This window comes from Selenomonas sp. FOBRC9, assembly GCF_000287655.1.
Classification (GTDB): domain Bacteria; phylum Bacillota; class Negativicutes; order Selenomonadales; family Selenomonadaceae; genus Centipeda; species Centipeda artemidis.
Genome location: NZ_ALJR01000019.1, coordinates 23,901 through 43,672 on the forward strand (window position 1 = coordinate 23,901; position 19,772 = coordinate 43,672).

A 19,772-nucleotide genomic window follows, 5' to 3' on the forward strand; every position below is an offset into this window, starting at 1 on the left:
AGTGAATCCTTATAATAAAATAAAAACTTTACCTTAGCACAGGAGGAGCATGGGAATCATGACATGCAGGAAGAAAATCGCGGGACTCGGCACACTGATGCTCGCAGGATATATCGGCATGATTGCGCAGCCGACAGCAGCACATGCGGCGGAGACGATTGCAGCAGAGCCGGGCAGCACCGCTAGTGTCGATCAACCGCGTCGTGTTGTCGAGGGCGGCGACTTTAAGACCGCAACCTTGCAGAGCGACCGTCTACTTGAGACCTACCGCCTTACGAAGTATGACGTCGTCGACATACAGATCATCGGCTTTCCCGAGGGTACCGGCATGAGCGACATCATGATCGGTCCTGATGGCTATGTGCAGCTCCCCTACGCAGGCTCCGTGAAACTCGCGGGTCTGACCCTCGAAGAGGCCAAACAGGTCCTGACAGAAAAACTCGGCGTCTATCTCCGGTTCCCCGATATATCTCTGATCATGAAGACCTATGGCCCGCGTAAAGTATACGTCATGGGGGAGGTCGGCACCCCCGGCATCCATGAACTCAGCGTCGACAACCTCAACGCCTACGCCGCGATCTCCTCGGCGGGCGGCATTAAACGCCGCGGCCGCAGCACACAAGTGCAGGTCCTGCGCGTCGTCGGCGATACCATGTATTATAAGAAACTGAACATCAAAAACTACATCAAAAAACACGACCTCACGCAGAACGTCGTGCTTCAGGACGGCGACATCGTCTATGTGCCGCGGTCGAACGGCATCAAGGTCGACGAGGATATTTTGCCGTATGTCAATATTTGGGCTATGTATAAAGCAATTAGGGATTAGGTTTGTTTCTGTTGATTTGTAGGAAAATTATTGATAGGAGGGAGCTTGATGATCAAGGCGTTCCATATACAAAACTTCAAAGGATTTTTTGAACTCGATGTTCCTCGTTTGGCTCCCATTACACTTGTTGCCGGTATGAACAGCGTTGGTAAGACAGCTTTACTTGAGGCGATGTTCCTCTTTCTTTCGCGATGGAACCCAATGATGTTTTTCCAGCAGTTGCGATTCCGTGGCCTGAATGTGAACCCGATTAACGGTGCGAATTTATGGCAACCGCTCTTTTATCAATTTGATATGAATCATGATATCATATTGAAAATGAGGCGCTCAGATACAGAAGAGGAACAACTGTCGTTGAGCTATGATCCTCGTTATGCGCGAACTCTTATGAAAAAATCTAAAGGGACTGAAGGAACGGAGCGATTTGAACGGATAGAATCATCGAATGTGCCCCGCCCCGCAGAGGCAATGCGGTTACTATATGTTCACGGTTCAGATCGGAAAGAATATTATCTGAGGCTGGAGCAAGATGGGATGAGCGTTAATATCCCGAGGGATGAATGGGAGTCTGAACAAACGGCAGTCTTCTTAGCCGCACGCCATATCTTAAACTTGACCGATGATGCGGCACGGTTTAGCGTCTTCGATAAAAACAATCAGAAGCGACTCATTATAGACGCCCTTCGTATCGTGGACGAAAGGGTTTCCGATCTATCGGTTGTTGTAGATGAAGGGAAAGAAGAGGGGACGATCTACGCAGATATTGGGCTTCCTCAAAAGCTCCCGGTACGTCTTATGGGCGATGGTATCTGCCGGTTGCTGTCCATTATATTGGCATTGGGGAATGCAAAGAACGGCGTCGTTTTTGTCGATGAAATAGAAAACGGCATTCATCACAGTGTACTCTCAGATTTTTGGAAAGCTCTCGCACATGTCGCGGAGGCCTTTTCGTGTCAGTTAATCGCAACGACGCATAGTTATGAGTGTGTCACAAGCGCATTCCGGGCGATGACCGAGAAAGATCAACTAGACGATTTTGCATATTTCCGTCTTGCTCGTGATAAAAAGCAGGCAGATACGATAGCGGCGAAGGAATTTGACGCCGATATGTTGAAAATTGCTGTGAATGCCAATATGGAGATTCGTTGATATGGGACAGGAATGTAAGCCGTATGAAACAGAAAAAATCCTCAAGGAGAAGCTGATTCTTGCAGAAGGGGCAGATGGAATGCGGTTTTGCATAGCAGCGCTAGCAGCTTATGGTATAGATGACGTTCAGGTATTTGATTTTGGGGGGAATGAAGATTTGATAAGATATTTGCGAACCTTACCCCCACGAGATGGTTTTGATCGAGTTAACGCGATTCTTATTGTACGTGATGCAGAGGATGATGCAGAAGCTGCACAACGCAGCATAAGAACAGCCTTGATAAATGCAGGGTTTCCACAGTGCCATGAAAGAGCGTATGAATATGAGGAACACGATGATCTCCGTATAGGTACCGCCATTTTCCCTAATAGCAGAGCTGCTAGTGGGGCCTTGGAGGATTTGTGTTTGGCAATGATCCCACCGGAGCAACACTGTAAGATGGGGTTGGTTGACTCGTTTGTGGAGCAGGCAGATCAGCGCGAAAGGCTAACTCGCAGGCATAAGACGAGGTTACATGCGTATTTATCAATACAGAACGACTTTGTCGGGCTAAAAATTGGAGAGGTGGCAAGAGCAGGAGCATGGGATTGGGACAGTCAGGCAGCCAATGACTTTAGAGAGATGCTAGTGAATCTATAAGCACCATTATGGGGAAATATATTAAGCAAGACTACTAGAGGAGAGAATGCATCAATGGAACAGCGTGAAGATACGATCGACCTCTCGCGACTTTTTAGCGTGATGTGGGCGAGGCGCGGTGTAATTTTCGGTATTATTGTCACCTGCACGCTTATCGCGCTGATTATTTCCTTTACATTACCCAAAGAATACGAATCGACGACGCTTGTGCAGACGCGTAATGCGGCAAGGGTCGATACTTTCGGGGCAGCAGCTGCGATGGCCGCCTTGGGAATGAGTGGTGGAAGCGGATCGATCACATCACCGACGATGAGCTATATTGAGCTTATGAAATCTCGTACGGTGCTTGATCCGATTATTAGCAATCTCGATTCTTCGGATGAAAAAAAACTTGACGCAAAGGCATTTGCAAAACTACGATTGGACATTCGTAATGCAAAAGGGACAAATTTGATCGAGGTCACTGCTCGCGGAAGAACGCCTGCAGAAGCTCAGTACATCTCGCAGGCTGTTGTGGATAATTTTCTTATCATGCAGACGGATATGAATCAACAGACGCAGTCTCTGCTCGTTCAATTCCTCAATACTCGGATTGTCGATGCTAAAGCAGATGCTGACGAGGCGGAGCAGACGCTCGCGACTTATAGTCGTGAACATAAGATTTATAGCCCTGATGATCAAGCAAAAGCTGCCATTGAGCAGATGGCAGCTTTCGATAAAGCAATCAGCGAGGTGGAAGTCAATGCGAAATCTGCAGCGGCATCTCTTGATGTTGCAAATGCCAAATTAGGAGAGCAAAAAGTAGGGAGTAAAACTTATAATATCTCTGATAATTTGACGGTACAGAAAATCCGTGATCAGATTGTTGCAAAGAGAGTAGAACTCGTCGGCTTAGAACAACGTTATACCGATCAGCATCCGAGTGTTCAGCAGACGCGCAAAGAACTAGCTCAGCTGCAAACGAGTCTTGATGCAGAAGTCGCCGCGACAGTTGACTCTAATGCCGCGACGTTAAATCCGACATATGCTGAACTCCTTAAAAGCAAGGCATTGGCAGCGGTTAATCTTGCTGTTGCAAACGCAAGTGAGACAGCGCTTAAAGCGCAACAGAAAAGAAAGGAAGACGAACTGGGCGGATTCCCGGATGATGTGATGGAGTATACACGTCTTAGTCGCGACGTAAAAATAAAGAATGAAGTTTATTTAAATCTGATCAAGCAATACGAGCAGAATAAAACCCAGCAAGCCATGGATAGTATGGATATTCAGATTGTCGATCCTGCGAATTTGCCGGATGAGGATCGACCTGTTGCGCCTCGGAAGGGATTAATGGTGTTGATCGGTTTTGTATTTGGCGGGATGATCGCACTTGGTTATACTTTTGTCGCTGCATGGCGCAGTTGAGTATCTTCTAGAATTCAAGATACTGATATGTGGCGAGAGAGGTACGGTACCATATGAAAATAGCTGTCATATGCGATTGGCTTGTTGTTTATGCAGGAGCAGAACGCGTACTGGAACAGATTTTAAGACTTTATCCGGAAGCCGATTTATTCTGTCTTGTAGATTTTCTTCCAAAAGATCAGCGCGGTTTTATCCTCGATAAAAAAACGATCACATCGTTCATTCAACGGCTTCCTTTTGCGAAGAAAAAGTATCGTAGCTATCTTCCTTTTATGCCGCTTGCAATTGAGCAGCTTGATGTTACCGGATATGACCTTGTGATATCCAGTTCACACGCAGTGGCGAAAGGAGTCCTGACGAGTCCGAATCAAGTGCATATTTCCTATGTGCATTCTCCGATCCGTTACGCTTGGGATTTACAGCATCAGTATTTAGAACAAGCAGACCTCCAACATGGACTTAAAAGCTGGTTGGCACGGGTGGTTTTGCATTATATCCGTATGTGGGACTACCGAACGGCAAACGGTGTAGACTATTTTGTTGCAAACTCCGAGTTTATCGCAAAGCGCATCAAGAAAGTCTATGGGCGAGAAGCGGAGGTGATCTATCCGCCTGTTGATGTCGAAGCGTATGGCCTTTGTGAGCAGAAAGAGGATTTTTATTTAACTGCATCGCGACTCGTGCCCTATAAGCGTGTCGATTTGATTGTTGAGGCATTTACCAATATGCCGGGGAAAAAACTTGTTGTTATTGGTGATGGACCTGAATTCACTAAAATTAAAGATAAAGCGGGCGCTAATGTCACGATGATGGGATACCAATCCTTTGAGGTTCTGCGTGGCAAAATGCGGAAAGCAAAGGCATTCGTCTTTGCTGCCGAGGAAGATTTTGGCATCATCCCGGTGGAGGCGCAGGCTTGCGGCACTCCGGTGATCGCCTATGGACGTGGAGGTGCGCTAGAGACGGTAAAAGATCGAGAAACCGGGGTGTTTTTTAGAGACCAGTCTGTGGAGGCTCTCGTATCTGCTGTGGAAGAAATGGAGGAAATATATGATACGATTGGGGTGCAAACCTGCAGAAACAACGCGGAAAGGTTCTCGAACCACGTATTTTCTACTAAATTTAAGTCATATATTGAAACACTGACGTGTTAAGAAAAAGCCTGGCATTCTTCTAATTGAATTTATGGATTAGGGTGTAAAGTATCTTGAAGGTTATTATCCTTAATGATTTTGCCTTTGTGAATGGCGGCGCCGGTCAGGTCGCGATTGATACGGCCGTTATGCTGGCGAAAAGAGGGATTGATACATGCCTTTTTACCGCTGTCGGATCTGTTGAACAGCGTCTGCTGCAGGTGGAGAATCTACGGGTCGTTTGCTTGGGACAATATGATATACTTCACGACACAAATAGACTTCGTTCGGTTGTTCAAGGGATATGGAACAGAAAAGCTGAGAAAGCACTGTCAAAACTGCTAATAAACTATGATGCAAAAGATACGATCATCCATGTCCATACATGTCAGAAAGCGTTGTCTTCAAGCTGTGTTTGGCGGGCGAAACGCATGGGCTTTAAGGTGATCTACCATATGCATGATTATGGTATTGCGTGTCCAAATCTAGGATTCTATAATTACCGGTCGAGAGCAATTTGTAAGCAGAGAGCCATGAGCGGCGGCTGCCTACTATCGAATTGCGACGTTCGACATTACACCCATAAGATTTGGCGGTATGTTAGGCAACTTGTCCAGAACTATATCGCCCAAATACCCCAAGGTTTGGATGGATATATCGCTGTTTCAGAATTCAGTTATAAGATTCTTAAACCGTATTTAGCGGGAGACGCATTTGTCCGAATTGTGCCAAATCCATGCCCCATACATGTGAAGGAACGCGTATTGGTAGAAAAAAATACAGCATTTATCTTTGTCGGACGCTTATCTCCTGAGAAGAACCCTATGCTGTTTGCAAAATGTGCAAAGCACATGAGGGTGCCGGCGGTTTTTATTGGTGATGGAACAGAAGCGGCGGCAATAAAAAGTGCGAATCCTGAAGCAATTTTATATGGTTGGATACCAAGAGAAGATTTACATGCCGTTTTGCAGAACGCCAGATGCCTCGTTTTTCCGTCTGCATGGTATGAGACGCAAGGCCTCGTCGTGGCCGAAATGGCGGCGTACGGAATACCGGCAATCGTATCTAATACGTCAGCTGCAAGTGACTATATTAAAGATGGCAACAACGGCCTTTTATTTGAAAGTGACAATGAAAGAGCATTGGAGTCGTGCATGAACCGGATGATGAATGATTCTTATGTCGCGCAGATGGGGGCATGCGCGTTTGAATCGTTCCAAACAATGGTGCCTACAAATGAAGAATATATGGAAAATATTTTAGAGGTTTATCAAGAAGTGCTCCGGGTATAATATATTATAGAGAAGGGAAATGACCATATGGGAGACATACCAAGTGTTACAATGAGTTTGGAAGCACATGCTGTTAGTGTTGACGTTCTAAGAAAAGTGCTATTATAAATGGATTATTTGGGAATATGATGACTTTATGTTTTTGGGGAGCTGTTTATGCGACGTAAACTCGTATTTTACGCATCTGCAAAAGATTGGAATTCGGAATCGCCTGTTGGCAGCCACGGTTATGCGCGGGAGTTTCTGCGCCAAGGTTGGACGGTCGTTTTTATTTCTGTGAATTTGACTCCATGGCATAAGTTTCTAGCAAGGGATCGAGATGCATATCATCGGCGCATAGAGATTTGTGACCAAGGCGGACGATGGTCGGAAGGGCATCGTCTCTTGGAATATGTGCCGTGGTCCCTCGTGCATTGTAAGTGGCTGCCGAAGTATTGGCAGCGATTTGATCTTGGCCGATTTGGTCGCGATATGAAAAGGCATGGTATAAGTACTTCCCCCGCGATTGTATGGGTGGATACGCCGGAGTTTGGATGCCTGTTTGATAAATACGCCGAAGCGAAACACATCTTTCGCATTGCGGATAAAAATCGATTTTTTTTCGGCGTGACAAAACAGCTGATGCGATATCAAATGGAGACGGCGAGATCGGCAGATACTTTGATTGTGACAAGTTTTGCTTTGGAAGATGAAATGAAATCACAGGGGCTTCATAATGTCTTGCGCGTCGAAAATGCGGTAGACCGAACTAGATTTTTATCGACAAAGGCTCGGAAAAAGCCGCCTGAATATATCCAATTAGGAGAGCTTCCTATTGCGTTATATGTAGGGGAGATTCAGACATGGTTTGATTTAGAAATGCTGAAATTTACAGCACTCAAATTGCCGAAAGTAAATTTTGTCATTATAGGTAAAGTGAATATTGATATAAGTTCTGTCACAGGCATAGAGAACGTTATTTTCCTTGGGCCGCGAGATCCCAATACGATTATTGATTATATGGAGTTTGCAGATGTAGGAATTATTCCGTTTGAAAGATCGGAGTTCGTTGATGCGATTAACCCGGTAAAGTATTACGAATACATTGCGTGTGGATTGCCCGTCGTTAGTTCTAGGAGTTACGAGTTGGAAAAGTTAGGCCTTCCCGTATTTCTTGCAAATCGTCCGGAGGATTTTTCGGGGCAAGTGGAATTAGCATTACGCACGACACAAGAAGAGAGAGAGTATTTACGGAAGCTAGCACATGAGAATACATGGTCGCAGCGTTGGAGAAAAATCATGGATTCGATAGAGCCGGAGGGATAAATTGTGATTCAAGCGCTCGCACTATTGTTCATCCCTATAGGAATGTTCCTCACTGTCTCGTTAGAGATGTTTGGCCCACAAATCAATATGAATGAGGTGACAATAGCAGGCGGTGCGATCTCTTTATTGTTGGCGATACTATTATATTGCGTTAGAACTTATAAAGTCCGCTTATTTATGAGAGAAGAAAAGCGAATCGCATGGATGAGCTTGGCTTTTAATATTTTAGTATTTATTTTCTTGGCATATGTTACATTTAAAAATGGACTCTCACCGGCGTTAGCCTTCTTGTTCACAGATACAGTTCCTTTGGATATGCTGAACGGCGCGTATCGTAATTTGGTTCCCCTGCGTGCGTTAGTGCCGCCGCTTGTTATGATACAATCCTTTTTTATTTTATTTGTATTACCCTATAGAAGAACGACATGGAATCTCTTTGTCAAGGGCATGATGCTGTTTACTCTCATCGCAGTTTGTTTGATTTGTGAAACACGGCATATTATCTTATGGCAGTTTTTGTACCTTATCGTATGGAAAATTCCAAGCGTAGCAAGGTTACGAAGTATTTTTATGCCTAAGTATCTTATACGAGTTGTGATTCTCGGCACCTTGATATGGGGCGTATTTGTTGCCGTTGGAAACATTAGATCAGGCGTCGATGCGACAGCAGAGGGAACGCGATACCTTGCAAGTGGGATGGCGTTGTCACCGGATTATTGGGATTTACCTTCGGCCGCGGTGTGGGCCATAATTTATCTGTTTAGCGGTTTTGCCCGCGGTATAGATAATGATTTGAATATCGAAATGCTGCATTTAGAGCTGGATCCAAGAATGTTTCCCGGATTTCTACAATTTATTCCGCATGATTTGGGATTAGAGGTCATTCGTGGCGATCGCTTCTCTGTACAAAATATGGCAATTGATGGTTATCATACGCTGTGCTTGAGCTTTGGCTTTTTGTTTGGGACGATGGTATTTATTGGGGAAGTATTAGCCTTTGCCTATTTAGGGTACAATTTATGGAAAAGGGGTATAGGACAAAAAGAGATCCCACTTATTATGTATGCAGTTTTTTTGTGGCTAGGCGTACGCGTTCTATTATTGCCGATAGGCGATTATCTTGTGGATTTTGCCGCATGGATGGAGCTCGTATGGATTTATATGTTTATGAAAGTCGCGGATATGGAAGTTGTGAGAGCAGACAAATGATCTGCTCTTGAAAATGCCGCTTTAAGACTAATGAACTAAACTTTAGGAGGTTTTTATAGTGCAGATGGTATGTGTCATCGGACTTGGATATATCGGCTTGCCGACGGCGACCTTGATCGCGAATCACGGGATCAAGGTATACGGCATGGATAAGGTGCCGCATGTTGTGGAGACGATCAATCGAGGGGAAATTCATATTGTAGAGCCGGGGCTGGCGAAATTAGTCAAGCAAGCGGTTTCTTCCGGCAATCTGACGGCGGATCAAGAGCCGCATGAGGCGGATGTCTTTATTCTTGCGGTGCCGACGCCCTTTAAGGGCGAGAAGCAGCCCGACCTTAGCTATGTGGAGGCGGCAACACGCGAGATTGCTCCCTACGTGGAGGAAGGAAATCTCATCGTTCTCGAATCGACTAGTCCCGTGGGGACGACGGAGCGCGTGCGGGATTGGCTCTATGATGAGAATCCGGCGCTCAAGGGAAAGCATGTTTATTTTTCCCACTGTCCGGAGCGCGTTTTGCCCGGAAAGATTGTTGAGGAACTGCCGGGCAACGACCGCATCATCGGCGGTGTGGATGAAGAATCCACGCAAAAAACAATTGCGTTTTACAAGCAATTTGTGACAGGCGCGCTGCTTGCCACGGATGCGCGCACGGCAGAGCTCTGCAAGCTAACGGAAAACTCCTTCCGTGATGTGAATATTGCCTTTGCGAACGAACTGTCCGTGATCTGCGATAAGCTCGGCATCGATGTTTGGGAACTGATCCGGCTTGCAAATCGGCACCCGCGCGTCAATATTCTCCAGCCGGGACCCGGCGTCGGCGGGCACTGCATTGCCGTCGATCCGTGGTTCATCGTGGACTCCGCGCCGCGGGAGGCATGCCTCATTCGTACGGCACGGCAGGTCAACGACAATAAGCCCGCCGTCGTCATGGGCAAGGTATATGAGGCGGCGAAGCGCGTGGAAAAGCCGGTGATTGCCTGTATGGGGATTTCCTTCAAGCCGGATATTGACGATCTGCGTGAAAGCCCGTCGCTGAAGATTGTGGAGGAGCTCGCGCAGCGCGGCGTCGGCGATCTGCTCGTCGTCGAGCCGAACATCACGGCGCTTCCAAAGAGTCTTGCGGCACATCCGCATGTCATCCTCTGCGGCGCGGAGGATGCGCTTGCTCGGGCGAATATCGTATTGCTCCTCGTGGATCATACGCCGTTTAAGCATATAGATCGCGCGCTTCTGGCAGATAAGATTTTGATTGATACACGGGGTGTATTTGCATGAAACAGGTGATTATCAAAAAGGGAAGTACTGTTGTTGAGGATATACCGGCGCCTTCAATAGAACCTGATAAAATATTGGTAGAGACAAGCTGTTCGTGTATCTCTATTGGCACGGAACTCGACGGTGTACGAAATACGGCAGAGCCGCTTTGGAAAAAGGCGTGGAAAGATCCGGAAAAAGTAAGAAAAGTCTTTTCTATGATGGCTGAAAAGGGGGTTGCTCACACTAAGGAACTCGTACGGGGAAAACTAGAGACCGGAACGCTGGTCGGATATTCTGCTGCAGGGATTGTTATTGGTGTAGGAGAAAATATCCCTGATATAAACATCGGAGATCGGGTTGCCTGTGCAGGGGCTCAATATGCGTATCATGCAGAGATCATCAATGTGCCGCGCAATCTCTTGGTGAAGATCCCGGAAAGCGTCTCTTTTGAAGAGGCGAGCACGGTCACGCTCGGCTCAATTGCGATGCAGGGCGTACGTCGCGCGCACACAACACTCGGCGAGTGCTTCGTCGTCATTGGGCTGGGCGTGATTGGACAGATCGCTGTGCAGCTCCTCAAGGCGAGCGGCTGTAAGGTCGTTGTCAGCGATCTCGATCGGGCACGTATTGCGATGGCAGTGAAACACGGTGCGGACTATGCGATCCATCCCGACGACGGCGTGGATGTGGAGCTCGTCCGGCATTTAACGGGCGGCGTCGGTGTGGACGGTGTGATCATCACGGCGGCGACGAAGTCGGATGCCGTCGTTTCGACTGCGTTTCAGATGTGCAGGCGTAAGGGACGCGTCGTTCTTGTGGGAGATGTCGGACTGCATCTGAATCGTGCGGATTTTTACGAGAAGGAGATCGATTTTTTCATCTCGACCTCCTATGGACCGGGACGTTATGACAGCGACTATGAGGAACGCGGACTGTCGTACCCGATCGGTTATGTGCGCTGGACGGAGAACCGCAACCTGCAGGAAGTTCTAAACCTTATCGCGGCAAAGAAACTGCAGGTCATGGATATGGTATCGCATATCTATCCCGTGGAGGAGGCACACGCCGCCTATCAGTCGCTGAAAAATGCGTCGCCAAAGCCGCTGATGGTTCTGCTCTCCTATCCGGAACGCGCAGAGAAAAGGGAAAGCGTCGTTGCCCTGCGGCAGGGATCATCTGCCCGTGACAAAGTGCGTCTCGCCGTGATCGGGGCGGGCGGATTTGCCAAGGGGATGCACCTGCCTAATATCAAGCAACTGGGAGATCTCTATCGACTGCAAGCGGTGATGAGCCGTACCGGGACGAATGCCGAGGCTGCGGCAAAACAGTTTGGCGCAGTCTATGCGACGACCGATTATGAACATGTCCTGCATGATTCGGATGTAGATGCCGTACTCATCGCGACACGACATAACCTCCATGCCGATATGGCGCTGCGCGCCCTGCGCGCGGGAAAGCATGTGCTTGTCGAAAAGCCGACGGCAGTGAGCGCGGCGGAGCTGGAAGAAATCGAAGCTTTTTACCGCGATACAGAAAATGCACCGCTTCTCCTCACCGGCTTTAACCGCAGACATTCCGCCTATCTGCAAGAGATTGCAAAGCATACGAGCAAGCGCCGTGATCCCCTCATCATCAACTACCGCATGAATGCGGGCTATATTCCCCTCGATCATTGGGTGCATACGGCGGAGGGCGCAGGGCGCAATATCGGTGAAGCGTGTCATATCTATGATGTCTTTAACTTCCTCATAGGGGTGAAGGTCGCCGCGGTGTCTGCATCGTCCATGAAACCGGGCACGGAGTATTACAGCGCGAAGGATAACTTTGTCGCGACCATCACCTACGACGACGGTTCCCTTGCGAACCTGCTCTATATCGCAACCGGGAGCAAGGATGTTCCAAAGGAAACGATGGACATATATTTCGACGGCAAAACGATCTCGCTGAACGATTATAAGAGCATGCAGGGATACGGCGTAAAACTGGAGACGATCTCCTCGAAGATCAGTCAAAAGGGACAGCGTGAGGAAATCGAAGCCTTCGCCCGGGCGATCCGCGCGGGCGGAGAAGCCCCGATCCCGCTGTGGCAGCAGATGCAGGCGATGCGAATTGCGTTTGAAGTGGAGTTGCAAATCTGAGAAGCAAATACTCGATGTTCGATTGCATGGCCTGTATAACATTTGCGACGACGGCTTTTAAGATAAGAGATACCGCCAACATATAGGACAGATATGAATTTGAAATTTTTGCGCAATCAAGTATTTCGTCAGACCACGGTTTTATCAGGAGCAAATTTTTTTTCTTTAGGCATAGGATTCTTACTTGCCTTACTTTTGCCCAAAGTTATGGGAAAAGAGGAATATGGACTGTTTTCTCTTGCCTGTGCGGTGGTTTCCTTCTGTGCTATATTTTTTGAGTTCGGTTTTTTCGTCAGCGCCGCGAGACTTTTAGTTATAACTTCAGACGTAAAGAAAAAACATGAAATTGTCGCTATGTCTTTATGGCTATTTCTTTTCCTAGGGATTTTATTTGCAGCTTTGATGTATGGAGTATCTTTTTTTATCGATAATGTTCTACGAGATGCTGTCGGTTATATCATTTCAAGCGCTGCAATAGTTTCCTCTTCATTTTTTAGTGCGTTTGTTGCTCAACAGCTCTTCCAAGGTCTGAATGCAATTACTCGCTTATCGATATATACTTTTTTTTCTAAGCTCATATATTTCGCTCTGTTAGCTATTGCTTGGTTGCTAGATCTCCTTTCTGCAAAGACTGTATTTTGGGCTTTTTCCATAGCTCCGCTCATTGCCTTTTGTATGGTATTTTCTTCCTATTGGAGAATACAACTAATGTATAGAGAAGAGCTACTGCAAAATATCCTGCATATCTATAGAGCGTTTGGCATGAAAAATTATTTTGCTAGAATTGTAGATACTGCTGCAAAACAAATTAATGGTATACTACTTGGTATTTTTTGTGGCGCTGTGGATGTAGGATTATTTACACTGTGTACAGCTATAGCAAGTCCGGCGAATGTTGTATCCCAATCACTTACGGCAGCAAAGTTCCGAGATTTTGGTGGTTATCGTATTATGTCCAACAAGTTAATTGTTGGGCATTATACAATTTCGGTTATATTTTCACTGTTTTGTTCTGCTTTAGCGTACCTATTGTTCCATTATTATTATCTATCGGAATACCCACAGGGGATGTCAGTTTTTATATTTTGTATGATAGGGATGATGTTTCAATCGATTTATACGTTGTATAATGGATGGCTAGCGGTGAATGGCTGTGGGGACGCTATGTTACGTATGTCTTGTGTCAACGCGGTGATTTGTTTTGGGGGCTATGGTCTTCTGATTCCGGTATATGGGATTTATGGTGCGGCTATTACAGTTGTTGCCTCCAATCTGTATTTTATGATGCATGCAGTATACTATTATTATAAATATGGCCATAGCGCAGAGGAATGAGGTAGACGTGAAAAAGCACAGGAAAGAGAAATTTTCAGATATATATGATACCAATTTACACGGTTGGGGCTTTAATTTTCGCCGTAGTCAATTATATCGATTTGAAAAATACATGACATTAATCAAACAGAATAATGTGCAAAGGAATCATTCATGTCGTGTATTAGAAGTTGGCTGTGGGGAAGGCTTTTTTACCTTTCAATATTTGTCTATTATTTTTACTAACGTTACAGGCGTTGATATTGCATCGAATGCTATTGAAAGAGCAACTGCATATGCACGGTCTAGGAAAAAAAAAGATAAAGGGAAAAATTTTTTTTTAGTAGACAGCTTGCCGGATTTATCTGCTGTAGAAGGGTCTTTTGATTTTATTACATTAAATGAACTGTTATATTATCTGTCAAAGGAAGATCAACAACATGCACTTAAGCGTGTGTGGGATTTATGCGTCGACGATGGATATCTCATGATCAGCGTCAATATTGGTGCTCCGCCATATTTTACGAGAGAAGAGATAACGGGACTGGTAGAGACATATTTTGATGTCGTTGACAGCGCGGATATGTGTATTAAGCAATACTATGACCATATTGAGACGAAGATTTGGCAACTGTTAGAAATCGTACAGCCGGGATTTTGGCGACAGTCGCACAGAATAGACACAATACCAAAGAAGATAGCACGAACTATTTTGGATAATAGGATTGCAATGAGCACATATAATCCGCTTATCAGTTATCTCTGTAAGAAAATCCTATACTATATGCCAATCCGGTGTATTGATGCATTGGGGCGCAAGGTTTCTTATGATAAGAACCTTTCCATATATGTGTTACTTTGCAAAAAGCGACAGACAAGAATTTAGGGATATAAATACTCAAAAATATTTTTAGGGAGAATGGACGATATGTCGGTACATAATGCCTTACGGAATATTTATCACTTTTTACCATTAAGACTGCGCTTGGGTAGGGAATTTTGGCGCCTATATGATTTTTATGATAAGATGCAGCACCTTCCATATGAAAAAAGACGTGAATTCCAAATGCAGGAATTATGTCGTGTGATTACACACGCGTATGAGCATACGCGGTATTATCGGCGCTTGTTCGACGAATACGGTATTCGACCGTCACAGATACAGGATTTTAGTGACATCAAGAAAATCCCTATTTTGACAAAGGATATTGTACGAGAACATCTCATGGATATGATTTCAGATGTGAATTCTCCAAAAAACCTAATATACGTTACAACCGGCGGATCAACAGGAAAGCCACTAGGATTATACATCACTCCTAAAAGTGAAAAAAAACGTATGGTATTTACTTGGCTGAATTGGTCTTTTATGGGGTATAGGCCGGGAATGTCGTGCGTAGTTCTTCGAGGGAATGTAGTAAAAAATAATTGGTTTCGGTATGACAGGGGAGATAATTATTTAGTTTTATCTACATATGAACTTAGTGAAGCAAATATGGAGAAGTATTTGAAGAAAATGGAAGAGTTTTCACCAAACTTTATTCGTGGGTACCCGTCTGCGCTGGAAATTCTAGCAAAATTTATAATAAAAAATGATATTACCCTAAATACTAGTAAAAAGATTGGTGGGATTGCAACATCATCCGAAGCTCTCCGTCCGGCTCAAAAACAGCTTATTGAAAAAGCATTCCACTGCCGTGTCTTTGATTGGTATGGGAACTGTGAACAGGTAGGGGCAATAGGCGTATGTCATCAAGGGTATTATCACGAGTTTATGGAGCATTCATATTTGGAATATCTAGATCAAAATGGAAGGGATACAGTGTCGGGAGAGGCAGAAATTGTCGGAACTAGCTTTATTAATGATGCGGTTCCTTTTATTCGTTATCGGACGGGTGACGTTGTACGGCTATCTCAAGAAACCAATTGTAATTGCGGTCTGGAATCTCGCAGAATAGACCGGATAATAGGAAGATGGCATGGAGATTCTATTCAAACAAAAGCAGGAAATTTGATCTCACTCACAGCCCTGAACACGCATAGCGATATCTTTGATCATACGATTCGAATTCAGTATTATCAAGATACTATAGGGGTCGTTATATTGAAAATTATTCGTTGCCCGGAATATACGGAAGAGGATACAAAAAAGATTTACGCAGAACTAACACAGAAGCTCGGCGACCAGGCAGAACTACGAATTGATTTTGTAGAAGAAATTCCTTTGACAGAACGTGGGAAATATAAAATGTTAGATCAACGACTGCGGTTGCCGTGACTGATCCATATTAGCATATGAATGAGAGGTGGTGGGTCATGCAAAAAGATGTTTCCGTCTGTATTGACGATGGTGTGCGCTACTGTGAGGAGGCGCCGTTTCATCCGCCTCGCCGGTACCCGGAATTTTCGGCGCAGGAAAACTGTCCGATCAATGAAGAAAACCGCGTCTACGCGCATGTCCGCGCGTGCATTAAAAATCTGGGGTTAGACGAGGCGCACGCAGAGACGCCGACATGGAACCCGTTCGGCGCGTTCATTAAGCCCGGCGACCGTGTACTCATCAAGCCGAATCTTGTACTTCATTTTAATGCCGGCGGCGGGGATTATGAGGCGGTCGTATCACATGCGTCGGTCATTCGCCCCGTGATCGACTATGTGCTTCTTGCACTGCAGGGGCGCGGAGAACTCATCGTCGGTGATGCGCCGCAGGCGAACGGACATTTCGATGAAATTGTGGAACAAAACGGGCTGCGCGCCTTGATTGATTGGTATCAAGGACGTGAGGTGCCGGTACGGCTCGTGGATTTTCGGAAAAACTGTTATCCCGATGGAACCCGTGAAGGGGTGCGGGTCGATCTGCCGGGCGATCCGAACGGCTATGTGCTCGTGGATCTGGGAGCGAAAAGTTTCTTGGCGCAGTTCCCGCACCGTGAGCGCCTGTACGGTTCAGATTTTGATCGCAGTTTTATCGTGGAGAACCAAAAAGAAACACATAAATATCTCCTTTCCGGGTCGGTGTTAAAAGCGAACGTGATCATCAGCATTCCGAAGCTCAAAACACATCGGAAAACGGGCGTGACGATCAACTGTAAAAATATGGTCGGTGCGAACGGCGACAAAAATTATTTGGCGCATTATCGCGTCGGACATGGGGATAACGGCGGTGACGAATACCCTGCCGATGTGCCGTGGCTTGCGAAACTTTGTTATCGGTGGGATCGGCTGGCACGTGATCATATTCTCGTGCGGAATACGAAAAAAAGCAGATCGGTATACCATCTGCTGAATATCCCATTTTCAATTTTGCAGCGGGGGTACCGTGCGCTCAAGGGGAAATCGCTGCTCATGGGGCATGGGGACTGGCACGGCAATGACACGACATGGCGGATGTGTCTCGATCTGAATCAGATCGTCCTCTATGCGGATGCCGCGGGGCAGCTGCATGATACACCGCAGCGGAAATATTTCAGCCTCGTTGACGGCATCGTTGCGGGTGAATGTGATGGACCGCTGTCCCCGACGGCAAAGCAGGTCGGCTATGTGGCGTGCGGCGTCGGCGGTCCTTTTGCAGTAGACTATGTGTGCATCCGGCAGATGGGCTTTGATCCGATGAAGCTCAAAGTCAATGACCGCGCGCGGCAGTATCCGTTATTTAATTTCCACCCGGAGGATATGCGGGTTTCCTGTCAATGTTCCGGTAGGGCAGTAGATTATAAAACAATCAATATGCGATTTGCGCCGCAGGAAAATTGGGTCGGGTATATAGAGCGCGAAGAATAGGATATGACGGTATCGGAGAGACATATGAAACAAATACTGCTGACCTGTGATACGGAAATCGGCGAGCTTTCGCGTGATGTTGAGGGCGCTTTTGATCTCTTTGTATGCGGCAGGGTGGGCGGCGAGGAAGTCGGCGTTTCCCTCATTAATGCGGTAGCCAAGGAGTATGGTGCGACCGTCAATCATTTTGTCGATATTTATCCGCCGCAGTATGAACTTGAGTTTGCGCGGCTCTGTGAGGAGATCCTGTCGGCGGGACATTTTGTCGGCCTGCATACGCATCCGAGCACGCGGTACGGCAAACGCTATATGCATGAATATACATCGGAAGAACAGAAACGTATCGTTGCGTGGGGAAAGGAATGGTTCCAGCAGCATTTAGGTCTTGATGTCAGGGCGCACCGCGCCGGCGGATACGGTGCGGATACGCATATTCACGAGATTCTTCGTGCAAACGGCATCCCGATGGACAGTTCGTTCTTTTATCGGGCGCCCCAGTGCAAAATGGACTATCCGCATATCAACCGCCCGGCACTGCATGGCGGGGTCTATGAAGTGCCTGTGACCGTATACCTTGAGAAAAGTGTTTTTCTTGGCAGAGAGCTGCGGCGCAGGCAGGCGGTGAAAAAACTGGATTTTCGCTACGGGTCGGACAGCAAGGCGATTTTAGAGGTGATTCGCCGGGTTCCGCGGGACAGCATCATTGTTTTGTTCCTGCACAGTTTTAACTTCATGGAGTTCACATATCATATAAAAACAGGGACATATACGGATTTTCGCGTGCACCGCCGTTTGATCGAGGAGTATCATGCGCTGCTGGATGGGATACGGGCGATGGGGGATACGGTATTTATTGATTTTGACCGGCTGGATATGGGGCAGGAGGCGAGCGCGGACTTCTGCGTTGAAGTCAAACGCCCGCTGGATCTATGCGGCGCGGTTTGGCAGCGTATCGAGACGCGTATTCTTGGGAGGACTATGACATAAGATGAAGATCCTATACCTGAGGACACTCTACGCAATGAATCTCAAGGCGGGCGGATCTGTCGGACATACGGCAGGCGTGATTAATGCAATGCGAAAATTGGCATCATTAAGTGTGATCTCAAATGATGCGCTCGCAGAAGTGCAAGGGGATATTCTTGTATTGCGTCCATGGGTTCGGCGATTCGTTCCTATTGGGGTCAAGGAATTGTTGTGTAATATCCAGTTCCTATTTCAGATTCAACGAGAAAAATGCTCTGTTGATTTTATTTACCAACGTCATGCGGCATTTTCTTTTGTCGGGGCATATCTTTCGCATAAATATGATATTCCGCTTATATTGGAGTTTAATTCATCGGAAGTATGGAAGATGCGGCATTGGCAAGTGTGGAAGCCGGGGCTCGCAGGGATATTGCAAAAAATATACCATCACTACTTTGCGGTGCCGTTTGTATGTTGGGCAGAAGCATATAATCTGCGGCGTGCGGGGCGAATCGTTGTCGTATCCGATGTACTAAAGGATATGTTGATGCAGCGCGGTATTGCCGCTCCAAAGATATTGGTCAATCCAAACGGTGTGGATACGGAGAAGTTTTCTCCCGGATGTGGCGGCGACGATGTACGCCGGCGCTATGGCCTGGCAGACAAGACGGTTGTAGGGTTCATCGGCACGTTTGGGCAGTGGCACGGGATTGAGGAACTCGCGCGTGCCGTAGTACGCTTAACGCAGCGACACCCGCATCTGCCGCAGCGTGTCAAATTCCTGTTGATCGGAGACGGGATCCTGCTGCCGAAACTCAAAGAGATTCTCCATGCGGGAGATGCCGAGGATGCCGTCATATTCACAGGACTCGTCCCGCAGCATGAGGCGCCGCAGTATCTGGATGCGTGCGATATTTTTGTATCACCGCATGTTAAGAACCCGGACGGGACAAAGTTTTTCGGCAGTCCGACGAAATTGTTTGAATATATGGCGATGGAGCGGGGGATTGTCGCGTCCGATCTGGATCAGATCGGTGAGATATTAACGCACGGGAAAACGGCGCACCTTGTCCCGCCCGGCGATGTTGAAGCGCTGGCGGACGGTATCTACCGTCTCATAGAGGACGCCCCCTACCGCGTGCGATTGGGGAAGGCGGCACGGCAAACGGTTTTGAAAACTTATACATGGGAGAAGCATGTAGAGCGGATTTTGCAGGCCGCTCAGAATGTGAGAGTATAGCACATGGGCGATTATTGGCGGAAAATCAAGACACTGCCGCTCGACGAGGTCATTCGGCGTGGCGTGCGGTTGATTCAGCGTAGAGGGTATGCGGTATATCAGAAAAAAAAAGATC

General features: G+C 46.8%; 16 protein-coding genes. All 16 read left to right on the forward strand.

The window, feature by feature from the left end; all coding sequences use genetic code 11:
• Positions 1–49: 49 nt before the first annotated feature.
• The 16 genes from HMPREF1147_RS04490 (at position 50) to HMPREF1147_RS04565 (ending at position 19,657) form a co-directional block, all read left to right on the forward strand.
• A complete protein-coding gene (locus HMPREF1147_RS04490; protein ID WP_009657898.1) occupies positions 50–829 on the forward strand; it encodes a polysaccharide biosynthesis/export family protein in 780 nt (259 codons plus the stop codon).
• 48 nt (positions 830–877) lie between these two features.
• Positions 878–1,978, forward strand: a complete 1,101-nt coding sequence (locus tag HMPREF1147_RS04495; RefSeq protein ID WP_009657891.1) for an ATP/GTP-binding protein — start codon at positions 878–880, stop codon at positions 1,976–1,978.
• Between the two features lies 1 nt (position 1,979).
• On the forward strand, positions 1,980–2,618 hold the full coding sequence (locus HMPREF1147_RS04500) for a DUF3226 domain-containing protein (RefSeq protein ID WP_037351151.1): 639 nt from the start codon (positions 1,980–1,982) through the stop codon (positions 2,616–2,618).
• Between the two features lie 54 nt (positions 2,619–2,672).
• Positions 2,673–4,022, forward strand: a complete 1,350-nt coding sequence (locus HMPREF1147_RS04505) for a GumC family protein (RefSeq protein WP_009657903.1) — start codon at positions 2,673–2,675, stop codon at positions 4,020–4,022.
• Positions 4,023–4,075: 53 nt separating this feature from the next.
• Complete coding sequence (locus HMPREF1147_RS04510) at positions 4,076–5,176, forward strand: glycosyltransferase family 4 protein (protein ID WP_009657889.1); 1,101 nt, start codon at positions 4,076–4,078, stop codon at positions 5,174–5,176.
• 53 nt (positions 5,177–5,229) lie between these two features.
• Positions 5,230–6,447: a glycosyltransferase family 4 protein gene (locus tag HMPREF1147_RS04515; protein ID WP_009657862.1), complete on the forward strand. Its 1,218-nt coding sequence runs from the start codon at positions 5,230–5,232 to the stop codon at positions 6,445–6,447.
• A 156-nt stretch (positions 6,448–6,603) separates the two neighbouring features.
• Positions 6,604–7,752, forward strand: coding sequence for a glycosyltransferase (locus HMPREF1147_RS04520; RefSeq protein WP_009657900.1), 1,149 nt, complete (start codon positions 6,604–6,606; stop codon positions 7,750–7,752).
• A gap of 3 nt (positions 7,753–7,755) precedes the next feature.
• The gene (locus HMPREF1147_RS04525) at positions 7,756–8,961 is read left to right on the forward strand and encodes a hypothetical protein (RefSeq protein ID WP_009657860.1); all 1,206 of its coding nucleotides are present in this window, start codon (positions 7,756–7,758) and stop codon (positions 8,959–8,961) included.
• Positions 8,962–9,025: 64 nt separating this feature from the next.
• Entirely contained in the window at positions 9,026–10,237 is a 1,212-nt protein-coding gene (gene wecC, locus HMPREF1147_RS04530; RefSeq protein WP_198002975.1) for a UDP-N-acetyl-D-mannosamine dehydrogenase, read from the forward strand.
• 197 nt (positions 10,238–10,434) lie between these two features.
• On the forward strand, positions 10,435–12,357 hold the full coding sequence (locus HMPREF1147_RS04535; RefSeq protein ID WP_232208049.1) for a bi-domain-containing oxidoreductase: 1,923 nt from the start codon (positions 10,435–10,437) through the stop codon (positions 12,355–12,357).
• Between the two features lie 93 nt (positions 12,358–12,450).
• Complete coding sequence (locus HMPREF1147_RS04540; RefSeq protein WP_009657864.1) at positions 12,451–13,692, forward strand: oligosaccharide flippase family protein; 1,242 nt, start codon at positions 12,451–12,453, stop codon at positions 13,690–13,692.
• 7 nt (positions 13,693–13,699) lie between these two features.
• Positions 13,700–14,557, forward strand: a complete 858-nt coding sequence (locus HMPREF1147_RS11400) for a class I SAM-dependent methyltransferase (protein ID WP_009657902.1) — start codon at positions 13,700–13,702, stop codon at positions 14,555–14,557.
• Between the two features lie 42 nt (positions 14,558–14,599).
• Positions 14,600–15,949 (forward strand): phenylacetate--CoA ligase family protein, encoded by a 1,350-nt coding sequence (locus HMPREF1147_RS04550; protein ID WP_009657872.1) that lies wholly within the window; start codon positions 14,600–14,602, stop codon positions 15,947–15,949.
• Positions 15,950–15,987: 38 nt separating this feature from the next.
• Positions 15,988–17,451, forward strand: coding sequence for a DUF362 domain-containing protein (locus HMPREF1147_RS04555; RefSeq protein WP_009657867.1), 1,464 nt, complete (start codon positions 15,988–15,990; stop codon positions 17,449–17,451).
• 24 nt (positions 17,452–17,475) lie between these two features.
• On the forward strand, positions 17,476–18,438 hold the full coding sequence (locus HMPREF1147_RS04560) for a hypothetical protein (RefSeq protein ID WP_009657901.1): 963 nt from the start codon (positions 17,476–17,478) through the stop codon (positions 18,436–18,438).
• Between the two features lie 34 nt (positions 18,439–18,472).
• Positions 18,473–19,657 carry a glycosyltransferase family 4 protein gene (locus HMPREF1147_RS04565; RefSeq protein WP_009657866.1) on the forward strand — a complete coding sequence of 395 codons (1,185 nt, stop codon included), beginning with the start codon at positions 18,473–18,475 and terminating at the stop codon, positions 19,655–19,657.
• The last annotated feature ends 115 nt before the right edge of the window (positions 19,658–19,772 follow it).